The sequence below is a fragment of the Salinisphaera sp. G21_0 genome (assembly GCF_017744115.1).
In the GTDB taxonomy this organism is placed as follows: domain Bacteria; phylum Pseudomonadota; class Gammaproteobacteria; order Pseudomonadales; family Endozoicomonadaceae; genus Endozoicomonas.
This window is the reverse complement of record NZ_JAGHQW010000010.1, coordinates 69,532-85,776: the sequence shown is the minus strand read 5'-3', so window position 1 is coordinate 85,776 and position 16,245 is coordinate 69,532. Positions and strand designations below refer to the sequence as shown.

The following is a 16,245-nucleotide window of genomic DNA, read 5'->3' as shown; positions in this document are numbered from 1 at the left end:
ACTCTTGTTCTACTTACTGAGGCCGCCACCAATGCGACCTAATTTTGCAGGGATTCTCTGCAGGCAGAGAGTGCTGGAAATCTCTTCACTTTTCAAGAAATTGCCTGAATAAAGACAAGTCTCTTTACCGTATCAAACATATTCATTACTCATTAATCACCCTTAATGCCCCGGCAATCGCCAGCGGTGCCAGACATACCCCAAGTATCAGGAACACAGACAACCAGAGAATATGGCCGGTATACGGCATGTTTTGCATTGCAGCATTAACGGCCCCTGTGGCAAAAATCAGTACCGGTATGTAAAGCGGTAACGAAAGCAGGGTCAGCAACACGCCGCCGCGTTGGACTTTTACCGTTAATGCAGCACCGATGGATCCTGCCAGACTGAGTACTGGTGTTCCCAGTAACAGCGTCATCATAAGAGGGGAAAAAGCTTCTGATGGCAGATGTAACATAATGGCCAGTAATGGTGCCATTAGTGTTAAACAAAAACCACTGGTTAACCAGTGACTGAACACCTTGGCCAATACCAGTAAGGGCAGGGGGTGTGGCGACATCAGTAATTGGTCCAAAGCCCCATCGTCCTGGTCGCTTTTAAACAATGAGTCCAGCGACAGCAAAACAGCTAATAGAGCACCAATCCAGATAACACCAGCCGCCAGTTCTGACAACACCTCCCGATCCGGTGCAATCCCAAGGGGAAATAAAGTAGCCACCATCAGAAAGAACGCCATGGGATTAATCGCCTGACCAGGTGACCGGAACGTGAGCGTCAGGTCCCGGCGAATAAGGGCCAGGCAGGCAGAGAAACCCCGCATGGATGGCTGGTCAACCCTGGACATCTTGCCCCCTCTCACCATCAACACTCCTTTCTTCGCCAAAGTGCTCCACATTCAACTTGCGCAGTTTTCCCTGGCGATCATTTAATGGTTGATGGCTGGTAACCAGCACCATACCTCCCTGATGAGTGTGCTCATCAAAGAGTCTCTCCAGCCAGGAGACGCCTTCAATATCAATCGCAGTGAATGGCTCATCGAGAATCCAGAGCCGTGCCGGGCTGGCAATCAACCCGGCAAACGCCACCCGCCTTAACTGCCCGGCGGATAGATGGCTACAGGGAATATCTTCATAACCGGCAAGCTGGACCCGATCAAGGGCAGCGAGCAATACTTCCCTATTGATGATGGTATTGGACAGCCTGGCTCGCCAGACAAGGTTTTCAAGAGGTGTCAAATCCAGTTTCAGCCCTGGTTTATGGCCAAGAAAAAAACAGTCAAGACGAAAATCAGCATACACTGTCGATAACGGCTGGTCGTTCCAGAAAATATCGCCACTCAAACTGGATGAAAAGCCAGCAATGATGCGAAGCAGCGATGTTTTACCAGCACCGTTTCGCCCCTCAATCTGGAGTATTTCTCCACTACCAAGCTGAAAGGACAAGTTGCTGAACAGCAGCCTGTCGTCCCGCTCACAGCTCAACTGAACCACATTAAGCAAAGCGAACTCCTGAATCCAAAAGCGTGTATCGCCGAGACCCTGATTCGCAAAGCAGCACAGCCATGAGCAATGAAAGGCCCTGCTTTCCAAGATGTCCCTAAATAGCGTCGGTTGGCGATTATATCAGGAAATTTTACTGACTGCGGGGGTAAATACTGTTCAATGCAAGCATTGAAGAAGCCCGGGAGGGTCTCAGGGCATACCGATCCTCACTCCCATTAGAGAAAGTGAAGATAGAAGGCATTTGAAAACGGGTACAGAAGGAAAGTATTTGAAAGGATCAAGGCGTGGTTACTGCGCCATAACCCCTGTGGTGTAGGACTCACCCACGACATCAGACTTCAATGTCACCGGATAATCCAGGGCTAACCAGGAATAATAACCGTCCCTGAGGAAGAACACGCGCTCATAACCCCATAATGCGGCCAGATAACTGCCAATAGCCCCTCTCATATGGTATGTGCTGTTTCCATAGATCACGATAGGAGTCTCTTTTTCCAGAACCCCCGGAACCAGCAGCTGACGAAACCCACCCCTTAGATCAAGGCTATGAGATCCGTCTACGTGTCCATATTGCCACTGTTGATAGGGACGCACATCGATAAAGAGTGCGCCAATATCATGAAGGCGTTTTGCCTGGTGGGTATTGATGGTAATCACACCATTAATTTCTTCTGGTGCTTCTTCCTGAGCCGGAAGAATAAAGGAGAGTGCCGACAACAGAATGGCGGTCGAGATAGAAGTCCATTTCATATTATGCAGGTCCGTTATTAAACAACTTAATAAAAGAAGTATATGGAGCTAAGACCCACTCACTTGGAACAATAAGAAACTAAAAATAAAATGTTCAAAGCTATGCAGCATATAACCGGCATATATTTCTGAAAATAGATCAACTCAACTGAACGTTGTCAAAATCAAAAAAGAAAACGATCCGTTTCCCGACGCTTGACCATATTTTGTCACTGCCCTGTAAAAAAGGTGTGGCTGAGACGTTAACTCAGCCAGTTTTGCAGCCGTGACCTTAAACGCAGTGCAGCCTGAGAATGAATTTGGCTGACTCTTGATTCACTGACCCCTAACACTTTACCGATCTCTTTCAGATTCATCTCTTCATCGTAATAAAGCATCAATACCAGCTTTTCTCTTTCAGGCAGTTTATCGATGGCTTCAATCAGTGCTGTTTTAAATTTTTCTTCCTGAATATCTGCTGAGGGGCCCCTGTCTCCTGAGCGAGCCTGCATTCTTGATTCTTCACTATCAAATAACTCTTCATAACTAAAAAGACGACACCCTCTTAAATCACTCAGAATGGTGTAATACTCATCGATTTTCACATCAAGCTCTTTGGCGACTTCAGAATCCCGGGCATCTCTTCCCAGTTTCGCCTCAACAACCTGAACCGCTTCAGTAATACGACGACTGTTGCGATATACTGATCTTGGCCCCCAGTCCCCTTTTCGAATTTCGTCCAGCATTGCGCCACGAATTCGAATACCGGCAAACGTTTCAAAACTGGCACCTTTGGATGCATCATATTTTGAAGCTGCTTCAAGCAACCCAATCATTCCTGACTGAACCAGATCATCAATCTGAACACTGGCGGGCATTCTTGCGGCGAGATGATTAGCAATTCTTTTTACCAATGAGCGATGTTTTACCACCATCTCTTCCATGTTCAGTGTCGTTTTTTGTGCCGACTTGGTTTGCACGTCCTGTGCTGTCTCTGTCATGTTTAGATCCTCTCCTTGATCCTACCAGGCAAAAAGAATTCTATACGACCTTTTGGCTCAGGCACCGGTAATTTTGCTAGCTGATGTCCAATTCTGTGAAACGCTCTTGCAGCCCGACAATCGTTACTGACAGTCAACAGTGCCGACTGCTGTAATATCGCTTCACTTACAGTCTTATCATGTGGAATTGCCCCCAGATAGCTTAAAACTATCTGTTTGTCGTCTTTCAGATACTCCTGCAGTTTCTCAAACTGTTTAGCACCGCCTCTTCTACTGCTCACCAGATTAACGACAATATAAAACTGGTGAACATTGAAAACCCGATACAGAAGCCTTATCTGTCGAACAGCATCAATAACAGACACGTCTTCCTGACTGACGACAACGACTACCTCTGTTGCCGCCTGAATGAGAGTTACATTATCCGGGGCCAGGCCCGGAGCCGTATCAATAATCAAAGTATCCAGATCTGACGCAAGATCATCCATGTCCTGAATCAACTCTACTGCCTGAATAATTTGGATACTGTCTTTCCAATCGCCCTGAGCAGCCGGTGTAAATACCCTTACACCCGAAGGACCATCCAACAGTCCTTTCTGCTGATGGCCCGAGCTCGAAGTAGCGAACTCACCTTCAGCAGAAGATGAAAAAATAAAATCAGACGACAATTGTTCTTTTAAACCTTCTTCATTCATCCCGAGGGTGAACTCAACATCTGGTACAGAAAGATTACCATCCATCAAAACGACACGCTGACCCAGCTTTGCCATCGCCAGGGCAAGGTTTACTGCAACTACGGTTTTACCAACACCTCCTTTACATCCTGAAACCGCAATCACTCTTTTCTTTGCTTGCGCCATCGTTCTCACTTTAATTTTTCAATTGCTCAGAAAATGCATATAGAAAAACGACAAAATATACATATCAATGAACATGCCAACTTTGATTTGAAAAATAAAAACAGCTACCAAACCCCAAAAGAATGCATAAAGAAAAATAAAAAAACACAACCACCTGTTTTTTAACGACTTTCTAAAACAACATCAATTTCATTTCGCTATTTTTTTGACATAGATTAATTTTCGGTTGCTTTGGAAATATCTTGAACACTTTTTTGAACTATCTAAAAAGATAGTTATTTGACAGTGTCACTTTATAGTGACGCAAAAATGGCAGCATTTGATCGACAAAACAGGGAAGAAAAAAACCAGATCGTGACATGATGCTGATTAGCGCATTCATTAAATATGCAAATAAAGGATTACCTGCAAACCAATCAGCGACAATTGTCGAACAGCGGAGCTGCAAGAAGCAGAAGGGAGTCAAAGTACAACAGAACAATACAGAAACAAAAACCGGAAAGTATTTGCTAACCCAGTAAATCTGAGAATAAATCTGTTATCAAAAAAAATGGCTACAAAAATATGTAGCCATTTTTTTTCATCACTGAATATCAGGTTTTCACAGAATCCTCATATCTCTGCAGACCATACTTGCGCATTTTTTCCACCAGGGTCGTTCGCCGAATCTGCAACTTGTCTGCTGCCCTGGCAACAACGCTATTACAGTCACTCAGCGCCTGCTGAATCAAACTCTTTTCCAGTCGGGTCAGATACTCCTTCAGGTTCAACCCTCCTACCGGCAGTACTGCAAGGTCTTCCGAAGTAGCAGCACCGGCTGGCTGAATACTGTCCGGAAATAAATCAGCCACACCATCATCTTCCTGGCTGATCAAATCGAGATGACAGAAACTTTCTGGCAGATCCTGAACACCAATAACCCCATAGGGATACATAATCGCCAAACGCTCCAGAAGATTGGCCATTTCCCGGACATTTCCCGGCCAGTCATGCCGACAAAGCGATAATATTGCTGCGGAACTGAGTCGAATTGATCCCCTGGCCTGCTTCTCCATATTATGGGTCAGCTCATTAATCATCAGTGGAATATCTTCAGGCCGCTCTTTAAGCGAAGGCATCTCAATGGGAAATACATTCAAACGGTAATAAAGATCTTCCCTGAAGCTTCCCTCAGTGATCATACCTTCAAGATTTTTATGGGTTGCCGCAATAATTCGAACATCCACCTCAATGGGCTCTGTTCCACCAACCCGTTCGAACGTCCTCTCCTGCAAAACCCTGAGCAACTTGACCTGCATATGCAGAGGCATATCGCCTATTTCGTCAAGAAAAAGTGTTCCGCCCTGGGCTAGTTCAAACCGTCCCTTGCGACTGGTCACAGCACCGGTGAAAGCACCCTTTTCATGGCCAAAGAGCTCACTTTCCAACAGATCTGTGGGGATAGCACCGCAATTGACCGGAACAAATGGCGCACTTCTGCGATAGGAATGCTCATGAAGATTGCGGGCAACCACTTCTTTGCCCGTGCCGGACTCACCGGTGATCAAAACATTGACGTCCCGATCCGCCACCTGGGCCATGGCGGCCCTAACTTTCCGGATACGCTCACTCTTGCCAACCAGTCCACGGAACAGTTGTACCTGCTGGTTGTAGCCAGTCTGGTGTGCCTGACGCCACTGCTCACGATAGACCTGACCATAATGCAAACTGGATAAAAGTTGCGGCTTGCTGCATGGCCAGTCAACCCGTGCAATGATTTGCCTGGCAAGCGCTAACGACAGATTGTCTGGCAGTGACTCCGCAATCCGGATGACCGGAACGCCACCACACCAGCCCTGAACTCTGGAGAGCATTCCCTGCAGGGAGCTTTCTGCCTGTAAAAAATCACCTAGAAATAAGGCACTGAAGGTTTCCGGGGAATAAGCACTAACGGCATCTTCCCAGTAGGCTGCACCGATAGCCACTGTGTGATAGCCCATAAACTGCAAAATAGTGCTGAAGTCATGCCGACGCTGCTCCGCGTCTTCAATGATGAGTACCTGCTCAGCTGTTTCCATAAGACGACGATCCTTGTCATCCGATTAATTTTTACAGCGTAGATACAAATTTTCGAAATTAAATTACTTCTTATTATTTCAGTAAATAACCAAAAAGTGGTTTCGTCAAACTTTTGTTTGTTTTTTATTTCAAAAAAACATAAAAGAAAATTATTTAAACCCATATTCTTTATTCATGGGAGCCTCTCCTATAGATAGTTAGAAGCTCCCGAACCACCTTAAATCCCACTGACTTTCAGATACGCCTCCACATTCTGTCGCATATGAACAGGATTGATGGTGCCAACAATAGCTGAAGAAACCGCCGGGTGTGAAAACACCAGTTTCATACTTTCCAGAACGGGGTCCTGTCCTGACAGGCAGGCATGACCACTGGCCAGGGCCTTCTTGATAAAGATGCCTTTGCCATGTTCCAGCGCGTAGTCCAACACCGGCTTTTCACCCTGTTCGTTCAGGTTATAGGTCACCATGGCAACGTCGGAATGTTTCAGCGCCAGGATGCCACCGGCAACCGTTTTGGTGGACATACCCGAAGCGAGGATTTTCCCCTCCTTTTTCAGATCAGCCAGCACTTCCAGACAGCCCGTCTGCTCAATGATATTGACATCATCACCATTGGAATGCACCAGCAGCAATTCAATCACATCGGTATTCAGGCGCTTCAGGCTTCGCTCCACACTGAAGCGGATATGCTGCTCCGAAAAATCAAAATAAGACTCTCCCCGACCATTTTCAACAGTGACAAACTCTTCACCAACCTTACTGCAGATGACCCACTGTTCACGCAGCCCTTTATGTTTGGCAAACAACTGACCAAGGCGTTCCTCGCTGGTGCCATAGGCCGGAGCCGTATCCAGCAGGTTCATGCCCAGGGCATGGGCCAGGGTAAGCAGATCCAACATTTCACGGTCATCAGGAATCGTAAAATGTTCCGGGTACTTTACGCCCTGATCCCGGCCAAACTTAACGGTGCCGAAACCCAGTGGCGACACTTCAAGATCAGTACCGGCAATCTGCTTTTTAACAAGGCACTGGCTCATAATGTCTTCCCTTGTGCAAAATGCCCCTGCCAGAAGTTTGGGCAGATATCAGGCCGGGAAAATCCTTCCGGCATAACGAAACTGTCATCCGTCGCTGGACGAATATTATCCTCCTGCAGCAAACGAACCACTTCATCAGAGAGATTGGGAGCCAGTGCCAGTTTGGTCGGCCAGGTGACAATACCGTTGGCCACCGGCTGACAAAAAGCCGCATCCGGACGAAGCAGGCGGCTCTGTTTTGGCTCGGCACGATTGACCCGCAGGGTGTCCCACTCAGCCTGGCTCAGGTCTACCCAAGGCAACAGCGCTTTCAGCTCTTTTTTCGCCGTGGCAATCAATTCCTCTGCAGACTGTTTGACACCATCTTCCGCAATGCCTCCGCCGAGATACCAGACCCACTTGCCATCGGTATCCGGATGACTGGTAATAGTCATTCTCGGCAATGGTGTTGTGCCGAGACAATGGGCATAAATAGGCTCAGGATGGGTATGGCGAACCATCACCATCTGCAAGGGACGTACCTGCATTTTGGGATGACTGACACCCCAGGTATTCAATAGCGCCTCAGCGCCTTCACCCGCAGCCAGCACAAACCGTTTGGCTTGCAACAGGGTGGTCTGACCATTGTTATCCGCCAGGGCAACAGCATCAATCTCACCGTTGGCATTGGTTAACAACCGGGCATTACCCTGCTCGCTCCAGTCCACTTTCAGCGTTTTATCTTCAAGGCCACTGACCAGAGCACGGGTAACGGTGGCAATATCCAGAACAATTTCATTGAGCTGATATACCTTTCCGCGGAAACCATCATGTTTGAAAATGGCCGGAAACTGCTCACTGGTTAATGCATCAACCCGTCCACGAAGCGCTTTACTGGCAAAGAAAGAGGTCATTCGTGAGCCAATATCACCTGGCGACCAGAGATAGTGGTATTCAGACAGTATGCGGGCCGAACGGAGATCCGGATCCACCTCCCCCCCCTTGCCAGCCAGGGCATTACGCCAGCGCTCCGGCATACCGGCAATGGCCTGGGAAGCATTGGTTAACTGACCTGTTAACGTGTATTTTGTACCACCATGAACAATGCCCTGGGATTTAATGGTCTGACCACCGCCCAGAGCGTTCTGCTCCAGCAACAAGGTTCGATAGCCCAGAGTATTCAGGGTGCGAAATAACCAGAGACCAGCGATGCCACCGCCAATCACCACCACATCGGCTTCTACAGTTTGAGACATAAGAGAGTTCAACTATCTGAGATGACCTTAAATGGACGATTATAACATAGCTCACAGTATGAATAGTCAGGCAGGAAAATACTGTGATCGAACGTTCTGACTCATGACCAGTAACTGATGAACGGAATCGTACTCAAGAACTTTCTATCAATTCCAGGGTCAATAGATTTAGTTTCTATGTTTATCAGGATGTATCCATGCCCCATATTCATTCAACTCATACAACGCCCCTTATCGCCACACCGCCTCAAATTACATCCGCGGCAGGGGCGCAACAATCATTATCGTCCTCCCATACTGATCAACCATTGGCAGTAGCCATGGATATACCACAGCCTCCCTGTGAGACAACCCCTGATATTGATTATGGTCATATTATTCAGCAAATTATCAGCACATCAAACCTGTCAGGAACCTGGTCACATCAAAGCATTGAACATCTCACTCAATGTTTTGATTTAAAGATCCGGGTCAAAGTCATTACCCTTCTTGAAGACGCATCAGCATTCAGGCAGCTTCTACCATTGCGACAGCAAATTGCCGGGCATCTGGAGTACCTTCGGAATTTTTTCCATGAACATGGCGGGGATGCCAATACTATTGAAACAGCCATTGCCAACCATGCTGATCAACAGGCGGAGAAAAAAGCTGCCATTGAGAAAAGAAAGCTGATCAGTCAATGGCTTCATTGGGACCAACACGAAGTCGATCAATTAGCCGCAAGCACTCTGGCAGACACCTATCGGGAGTGCAAAAGTGATAAGCACCTGGGCGATAGCGTCAGGGCCAGGCTCTCTCATCTAATAGAACTCGCTGAAGTACAACCGGAGTTCAGAGAGATGTATACGGTAGACATTGGCTACCAACAAGCTCCCTATGAAACCGAGGGGCGTTTCCTGATCAAAATCCCCGATGGCAATCATGCGCTTGGCTATAGCTTTTTCGACCTGCTATTCAGCCAGAACCTACTGCATGATGTGGAAGCAAATTATGATGGAGAAACCGGATTTTCATTAAGTAAAGATCAAATGATCAAACTAAGTGAGCATCTGGAAGAATTAAACAAATGGTATGACGACTTTTTATGTATAGTGGGTGACCTGCTGGGAGTGGATGACAGGATTTCAGAGGATAGCGCTGATCATTTTGTCAGCATCGGAAAAAAATCAATGGCCGAAATTCTCAGAAATCCAATACGTATGACAACAGCGTGTCAACGTTTGATCAGCCCTTTACCCCAGGCGCAACCCTGTCTGCTGTTCAATACCCTTTCCATCAATCTTGAGAATCATGATGACAGGGACTTCCTTAAGGACAAGTTTGAATCAATTTACGCAGAACTTGCGATGTATGGTGCTAACGGAGAACCCAAGCAGTTTCTGCGCGGAACCTACAGCACCAATCTGAATGTTGCACAGTTACGTCTCATTTGTCCGCACCTCAACAAGTTATTAAAGCTTCAACAATTGCTTAAAGAGCTGACAAGTACCAGAAGCCTGCGCACTGCCATTGACGTATTGAAGGAAATGGGAATAAGCGAGCTGGATTCCATTAAAAGTTATAAATCAGCTTTACTCTATGAGATTTACCAACAAATAAAAGGTACCAACAGCCCTCCGGCATTACTTTCCATTCAAAACGCCTTGACGAACATCCAACACATTTCAGGGATTGAGGCGAAATCGCTGGAACGTTGCCATGACCTTTTACGGTATCACGCAGTATGCTACTTCAGGAAGCCGGCGGATCAACCGGTCATTGACGAAGAACAACTCTACGCGATCTATGGTGATAGCGAGAGGGATATCATGTACGCGGGGAGGCAGCTGCACAGGAATATCAAGGCTCTGTGCCAGACACTCCGGGATTGCCATGCGTATCAGCAATACAAAGCCAGCAACCCCGGTATTGATGGGGCGTTAGCCGCACTGGAAAGAAACTTTATCCAGCGACTTAATCGCTATTCAGGCATGAGGGACCATGGCTACAGCGGTCGCGGGATGGTTGACGAGTCTGTTGAGTATTTTGAAATGTTTGTCAGCCAGTTATTCTATGCCGAAGTTTACAACCTGACAGACAACTCAATCAGCCATGCTCTGAATAATCTTGTCGCTATTGTTGGCAATGATTTAGAAGGATGCAACGAAGGTTTCTCAGGCCGAATACAATCGCTGTTACTTCCGTTGATTTCTGGCAGTAACAGCCACATAAAAGATTGTATTCGGCAATTTTTGCAAGACAGCGTTACAGCATCTCTTGCCAGTGCCATCGGACACAGCAGTGAATCTTCCATGGCGGCTCGCTGTCAGGAGCAAGTTAATCACTTTACAGGGCTGTCCATCGTCTCCGGCCGGGCTCAAGCTGATGCCTACGAGAACCTCACGCCTGAAAGCCAGCAAACCATTAGCCATCTTTTGCATTCCCACTACACCCCCGTTTCGCTTTATCAACATGTTTATCGTTTTGTATCCGATGAGTTCTGGCGTCTTAATCACGAGAGAAATGATGATGACATTTATCAACTGATGCACCTGCTCGGTTTTGGGACTGATCAATCATCAGGTGCTGATAATGAGACATATCGAGAACAGATTGATCGACAATACCGGGTAAGGGGTAATGCACTTAATCGCTGGCAATACGCACTCTTTCAGCAGGATCTGCCCAAGCACCTGGTTGGCTATCTGGTTAAAGAGCAATTCATAGACGCCAGAGGTCCGAATGAGAACGACGGCTTATATATCCATCGGGAAGCTTCACAAAGCAGTGATAAAATCATGCTGCCACGTCGCCTGCCTGTAACCGTCGGCACGCAGGAGACCAGTCAATTGGAAGCTGACCGTCGATTTGGTTTTCAGCCAGAAAGCAGGATGGCTCAGACTGGATACAGAGTGGAAACATCATAGGATAGGAAGATGATTGCGGCCACAACAGGTATCCCCCATGTTTACACTGCGCTGACAGAGACGAAAAATCGTTCACTCCCCCCCGGCAATAGTCAGTTATCCGAACGGAACTGCTTATCTCTTGTTGATCAGTTTTTTCAGACTGAAATCCAATCCTGCAGGGAAAAAATGGATAGAAGTCCACTATGGGATACTTTCAAAGCTCTGCCAGATACCTTCCTGGCGTATATATACGCCGAAAAAACCCGGTTGGCGATGGCAGAAGAGAGCCGGCACGTTGTTAATGAAAATCAACAGATCGTTGCCGGGTTTCATCATGGGTATGAGGCCAGCGATGATCAATACCATCCCGGCACTTTCCAGCCGTTTATGATGAAAGGCTACTGGATTCCCTGTTCTGAAGGAAAACTGTTTCAGCTCCGCAAAGGGCATTGCTCAATCACGCGCACGGTCGAAGGTCAGGATCAAATCCTGTATCTGGTACACCCGAAATCCACAACGCTGTTTTCCCCCCTGATATCAAAATATCAGCATGCACAGGTTGATGTTCCCGCTTTAGCGTTAAGCTCATTCAGAACCTTGTTGATTGCCTTGCCCACTGGCAGCACAACAGAATTCGCCATGGTCAAAGTCAGCCTGAATGAGGAAATAGGGGGTGTTCGCAGGTTGCTTTATCAAAAAGAGTGTGCAGCCAGCGTAGCGAATTCGTCGGTATTAAAAAATAAACAAACAGAGAAGTTTACGTGTCTGGAAGAAAATTTGTCTTTCGTTCCTGATGCCCACCTGATTGACCCGAAAGAAGAAGCCATACAGCTATCCGGTGCCGGCATAATCCATAGACCTGTTCCGGAATTATTCACGACTCAAGGCCACTACATTATCCCACTATATGCACTGTTTGGCGTAAACAACTGGCCTTTACTCAACACCCTGGTTGAACAAAGCCAAAAGACGCCTACCCAGTTTATTACCGACGCATTACTCAAGCCCATTGCGGAAGAAATGGTCGATCACATTTACAGGCAGCGCTTTTATCTTGAGTTTCATGGTCAAAACGTATTGCTGAAGCTGACAATGGATCACAACGATTTACCCGCTATTGATTTTATCTACCGTGATATGGGCGGCGTGAACTGCCGCCTGAGTGACGTCCAGCTACACCAGCTGCCGGAGCATCTCCGTGATCATGCCCAGTACTGGGAACCAAACTTTATTCCTGATGCCGCCGTCATAATGGAGGGAATCGCCAAAAAAGTACTGTTTAACCTGACGAAAGTCTTTTTTAAATCAGAACCCACCACCAGGGACCCGGAATTTTGTTGCTGGCGTGCAAAAATGACCGTCCATGGCTACCAGGATAACTGGACACTGCCAGGAGCCGATGGGTGCACAGATCAACATCGAACGCGCCATACCCCAGGGACTTTTTACCGCTATGGGTATTTTGAAAAATTATTTGCCCGGGAATTGCTTGAAGTGATGACCCGCCAGGGTATTTTCCTGAACATCAAAAGAAAATGCCCTGACTATGACTACTCATTTTTTATGGATAAAATAGGCAACATTGATTCCTGCAACACACCCTGCGTAGAGTTTGAATGGTTTTCTGAACTGGTGAAAATGACACTTCCTCACTATTTCCAGCATCAGGATGCATACTCCCGAAGAAAGAATATCAGTGTGGTCAGACCGTAAGAGGCTCCTGATACTGTGCCTGTAATACCTTTTATCAACGCCTTGAAATTACCACCGGAGAAATTGTCGAAGATGAATTGGGGTACAGCCAGTTAACAATATCTGTCGCCTGATTTGAAGTCAGCGCAGTAAAGCCTGGTACAACTTTTTCGCGGTGACAATCCGGGTCTGTTCTACCGTCTCTCCCAAAAGCAGGATAATGGACGCCCTGGCCTCCTGAAGCGCTGTCATTGCCTCATGCAATGAGGTTTCCGGTGCCAGATTAATGGTTTTTCTCATAAGCTCTCCCACTGAGATATCAGCCTTTTCATTAACCAGACAACGGGCGATATGCCGATAGAGAACAATTCCTGTAGGCTTGCCATCGGTCAGAACCACATAACGCTTACAGGGATATGAGCGAATCGTCGTTTCAACAGAAGCGACGGTTGCCTCGGATAAGAGACAGACGGCGGGTATTGAGCGCTCAACCAGCTCAGTCAGCTGGCGCTGATGGGAAGTCAGTACAGCGTCGGCCAGTTTTCGCTGACGTTTACCAATCACCCCACGCTTATTGTAATGCTTGATAATACTCCGGAGTTCATCACTGCTTCTGTCTTCTTCAATGGGCTTGGGTAAAAGACGGGTCCAGACCAAGGCTAACAGCAGCACAGGTCTGGTCACTGAATACATAAGATGGATAAAAGGTGAATATCTGGCAACGACCCTATCAGCAATCTGCACTGCCAGCAGCTTGGGCAGAACCTTGGCGAATACCAGCATAAAATAAGCGAGCAGTGCCGTAAAAACAACCATCCAGAGATCGTTAAATTCTCTGGCAGCCAGCGCTCCAAGGAAAGTGCTGCCAGAAATACTGATCAGTGTGCTCAACAAAACAATCGCTGACAGGTGCTCCCGCTTTTTCTGAAAGACTTGCTGGATAGCCTTTTTATTGTCGGGCCTTTTGTACAGGATCGTGACCAGCCTTAACTCATCAACCGCCACCAACGATGATTCAAGAAGGGATAAAAAAGCAGTAACAGCGACAATCAGGCATGCAAAAAGAACGACCAGGAGCATCCATACCTCCAGAAAAACAGCAATTAGACAGCAAGCAGTTTAAGTGGGGGACCATTAGCCGAGCAAGCCCGCCAGCATGTAAAAAGCCTGTAATATATTGTTTTCGACCACTTTTCTTCTTTATTAACGTTAACTACTTTTGTACACCTGAATAATTACCTTTATTTAAAACAAAATTCGAATATAATTCGATTTTTATTCAAACAGTCCTGCTACTTAATTTTCCTGCTCTCCACCACGGTTATTTGCCATGTCAGCATCCGACAAACGGGCACAGAGAGAAACGACCATTATTCAGTCCGCCCTGACCATTCTTGAGGAAAAGGGCTTTATGGACCTGAAAATGTCTGAAGTTGCCAAACAAGCCCAGTTCTCAATGGGAACCGTATATTCGCACTTCTCCAGCAAGGAAGATCTGTTGCTGGGTTGCGCCATTACTATCTCCAGCACGATTGCGACTGTATTCCATAAAGTGCTCAGCAGCCCGGTACCCGCCATGGAACGTCTTCTGACGCTTAATATTGCCATCTGGTTGTCTTATGCCAGACAGCCCAATCACTACTTTCTACGACAACTGGCAATGACCCCGGATATCTGGCAACGAGCATCAACAGGACGGGCACAGACACTGGACGACATCTACCATAAGATGAGCCAGATGGTTAAAGCACTGATTATTGAGTTAATGGCGGACAACCCTGAAATAACCGACCAGAATCGCGAGGATGCACTGACTGATTTTGTGATGGGCATCTGGAGTCTGGGCGAAGGTCTGTTCCAGATCAGCATGTCCGGGTTTGGCCTTAAACAATCCTCCCTGCAGAAAGACAATGGCTTCAGCCTGCTCACTTCCAACCTGGCCAAATACCTGCAGGGCTGGGGATGGAGATCGCCGTTTCCACCACCCATGATTGACAACTGCAAGCTTCAGGCTGAGCAGGTTGTTGCTACATATATAAGCAGTTAACCAGCCAGAATTTATTGATTCCAGGAACGCGGTACACATCAAGCATGTCTACCAGATACTTCTACCCAACTGTTTTGGAGCTACCTCAGAATGCATCTCACCCCTTCATCCCGATCATCCATCGCCGTGATGGTGTTAATGACGTTCACCCTGCTGACCGGTTGCGATCAGGAGCAAACCGGGCATAAAGAAGTCATCCGGCCAGTAAAACTCTTTACGGTAAAAGATCCCCAGCAGCAGCAGTTACGTTATTTTCCAGGCAAAGTAACGGCGACCGAAGAAGCTGAAATATCCTTCCGTATACCCGGACAGATCGACAAGATCGAGGTCAAACAGGGCGATGATGTGACTGAAGGACAGGTGCTGGCTTATCTTGATGACCGGGATATCCGCAATGAGCTTCAGGATCGTCAGGCGAATTATGAATTGGCCAAGGCAGAGTTTGAACGCGCCAGCTCCCTGTTAGAAAAGAGAGTTATTTCGCAATCCAGCTACGATACTGCCAGTGCCAGACTGAAATCTGCGGAAGCGGCGCTGAAATTAAGCCGGGACAAACTGGCGTATACGACACTGACAGCACCCTTCAGTGGCCGGGTTGCCCAGACTCTGGCCGAAGCGCACCAGCAGGTTCAGGCCCAGCAGCCGGTCCTTATTCTGCAAAGCAGCGACCGGCTCGATATCAGCATCCAGGTACCTGAAAGTATCGTTTCCCATGTCAACGCCAAGGCGGTCAACAATGGCTATCAGCCCATTGCCACCTTCCCGGGTGCACCTGGCAAGGAGTTTCCGGTCAACTATAAAGAACATGCTACACGGGTAACTCCGGGCACCCAGAGTTATGAAGTCATTTTCACCCGGATGGCACCAACCAATATGAACATTCTTCCCGGTATGACCGCCACAGTCATTATTGACCTGGCCCGGGTCATCGATACCCGGGGGCAACCAGGATACGTTCTGGTCCCCATTTCAGCCGTTTCCAAAACTGACACTGACAATAAGACGGTGGTCTGGCGTTTTGATCAGGATACCAGTCAGGTTACCCCTGTCGAAGTGACCACAGGACGGATTACCGAAGCGGGAATTCAGGTTCTGTCAGGCCTCAATACCGGTGACCAGATCGTTACCGCAGGTCTCAGTCAGCTATACGATGGCATGCCAGTCAAACCGCTGCGCAAGGAACGGGGACTATAA

The 16,245-nt window shown here is 47.4% G+C and carries 13 protein-coding genes; 4 read left to right on the top strand and 9 right to left on the bottom strand.

What is annotated here, in order from left to right; translation table 11 throughout:
* Positions 1–145 precede the first annotated feature (145 nt).
* The 8 genes from ccmB to J7439_RS06870 form a co-directional block, all read right to left on the bottom strand.
* Positions 146–820: a heme exporter protein CcmB gene (ccmB, locus tag J7439_RS06905; RefSeq protein WP_209201125.1), complete on the bottom strand. Its 675-nt coding sequence runs from the start codon at positions 818–820 to the stop codon at positions 146–148.
* 10 nt (positions 821–830) lie between these two features.
* Positions 831–1,499 carry a cytochrome c biogenesis heme-transporting ATPase CcmA gene (gene ccmA / locus J7439_RS06900; protein ID WP_209201098.1) on the bottom strand — a complete coding sequence of 223 codons (669 nt, stop codon included), beginning with the start codon at positions 1,497–1,499 and terminating at the stop codon, positions 831–833.
* A 291-nt stretch (positions 1,500–1,790) separates the two neighbouring features.
* Positions 1,791–2,252 carry a rhodanese-like domain-containing protein gene (locus tag J7439_RS06895; protein ID WP_209201097.1) on the bottom strand — a complete coding sequence of 154 codons (462 nt, stop codon included), beginning with the start codon at positions 2,250–2,252 and terminating at the stop codon, positions 1,791–1,793.
* Positions 2,253–2,494: 242 nt separating this feature from the next.
* A complete protein-coding gene (locus tag J7439_RS06890) occupies positions 2,495–3,175 on the bottom strand; it encodes an RNA polymerase sigma factor FliA (RefSeq protein ID WP_502950407.1) in 681 nt (226 codons plus the stop codon).
* Positions 3,176–3,234: 59 nt separating this feature from the next.
* A complete protein-coding gene (locus J7439_RS06885) occupies positions 3,235–4,092 on the bottom strand; it encodes a MinD/ParA family ATP-binding protein (protein ID WP_209201095.1) in 858 nt (285 codons plus the stop codon).
* A gap of 593 nt (positions 4,093–4,685) precedes the next feature.
* Positions 4,686–6,149: a sigma-54 dependent transcriptional regulator gene (locus tag J7439_RS06880; protein ID WP_209201094.1), complete on the bottom strand. Its 1,464-nt coding sequence runs from the start codon at positions 6,147–6,149 to the stop codon at positions 4,686–4,688.
* Between the two features lie 218 nt (positions 6,150–6,367).
* Complete coding sequence (locus J7439_RS06875; protein WP_209201093.1) at positions 6,368–7,189, bottom strand: aldo/keto reductase; 822 nt, start codon at positions 7,187–7,189, stop codon at positions 6,368–6,370.
* Positions 7,186–8,424, bottom strand: coding sequence for an NAD(P)/FAD-dependent oxidoreductase (locus J7439_RS06870; RefSeq protein WP_209201092.1), 1,239 nt, complete (start codon positions 8,422–8,424; stop codon positions 7,186–7,188). Before J7439_RS06870 ends, J7439_RS06875 begins: the two co-directional genes overlap by 4 nt.
* 197 nt (positions 8,425–8,621) lie before the next feature.
* On the opposite strand from J7439_RS06870, the gene J7439_RS06865 reads away from it, so the two are divergent.
* Complete coding sequence (locus J7439_RS06865) at positions 8,622–11,330, top strand: hypothetical protein (protein ID WP_209201091.1); 2,709 nt, start codon at positions 8,622–8,624, stop codon at positions 11,328–11,330.
* 168 nt (positions 11,331–11,498) lie between these two features.
* Positions 11,499–13,025 (top strand): IucA/IucC family protein, encoded by a 1,527-nt coding sequence (locus J7439_RS06860; RefSeq protein WP_209201090.1) that lies wholly within the window; start codon positions 11,499–11,501, stop codon positions 13,023–13,025.
* Positions 13,026–13,145: 120 nt separating this feature from the next.
* Here J7439_RS06860 and J7439_RS06855 read toward each other — a convergent pair whose 3' ends face one another.
* Positions 13,146–14,084, bottom strand: a complete 939-nt coding sequence (locus J7439_RS06855) for a CNNM domain-containing protein (RefSeq protein WP_209201089.1) — start codon at positions 14,082–14,084, stop codon at positions 13,146–13,148.
* Positions 14,085–14,334: 250 nt separating this feature from the next.
* On the opposite strand from J7439_RS06855, the gene J7439_RS06850 reads away from it, so the two are divergent.
* Together J7439_RS06850 and J7439_RS06845 are read left to right on the top strand one after the other, a co-directional pair.
* On the top strand, positions 14,335–15,051 hold the full coding sequence (locus tag J7439_RS06850; protein WP_209201088.1) for a TetR/AcrR family transcriptional regulator: 717 nt from the start codon (positions 14,335–14,337) through the stop codon (positions 15,049–15,051).
* 90 nt (positions 15,052–15,141) lie between these two features.
* Positions 15,142–16,245 carry an efflux RND transporter periplasmic adaptor subunit gene (locus J7439_RS06845; protein ID WP_209201087.1) on the top strand — a complete coding sequence of 368 codons (1,104 nt, stop codon included), beginning with the start codon at positions 15,142–15,144 and terminating at the stop codon, positions 16,243–16,245.

Coding starts and splice junctions, on each gene's coding strand:
- ccmB (WP_209201125.1), bottom strand. CDS start 820: ATGCGGGGTTTCTCTGCCTGCCTGGCCCTTATTCGCCGGGACCTGACG.
- J7439_RS06895 (WP_209201097.1), bottom strand. CDS start 2,252: ATGAAATGGACTTCTATCTCGACCGCCATTCTGTTGTCGGCACTCTCC.
- J7439_RS06890 (WP_502950407.1), bottom strand. CDS start 3,175: ATGGAAGAGATGGTGGTAAAACATCGCTCATTGGTAAAAAGAATTGCT.
- J7439_RS06885 (WP_209201095.1), bottom strand. CDS start 4,092: ATGGCGCAAGCAAAGAAAAGAGTGATTGCGGTTTCAGGATGTAAAGGA.
- J7439_RS06880 (WP_209201094.1), bottom strand. CDS start 6,149: ATGGAAACAGCTGAGCAGGTACTCATCATTGAAGACGCGGAGCAGCGT.
- J7439_RS06875 (WP_209201093.1), bottom strand. CDS start 7,189: ATGAGCCAGTGCCTTGTTAAAAAGCAGATTGCCGGTACTGATCTTGAA.
- J7439_RS06870 (WP_209201092.1), bottom strand. CDS start 8,424: ATGTCTCAAACTGTAGAAGCCGATGTGGTGGTGATTGGCGGTGGCATC.
- J7439_RS06865 (WP_209201091.1), top strand. CDS start 8,622: ATGCCCCATATTCATTCAACTCATACAACGCCCCTTATCGCCACACCG.
- J7439_RS06860 (WP_209201090.1), top strand. CDS start 11,499: ATGGATAGAAGTCCACTATGGGATACTTTCAAAGCTCTGCCAGATACC.
- J7439_RS06855 (WP_209201089.1), bottom strand. CDS start 14,084: ATGCTCCTGGTCGTTCTTTTTGCATGCCTGATTGTCGCTGTTACTGCT.
- J7439_RS06850 (WP_209201088.1), top strand. CDS start 14,335: ATGTCAGCATCCGACAAACGGGCACAGAGAGAAACGACCATTATTCAG.
- J7439_RS06845 (WP_209201087.1), top strand. CDS start 15,142: ATGCATCTCACCCCTTCATCCCGATCATCCATCGCCGTGATGGTGTTA.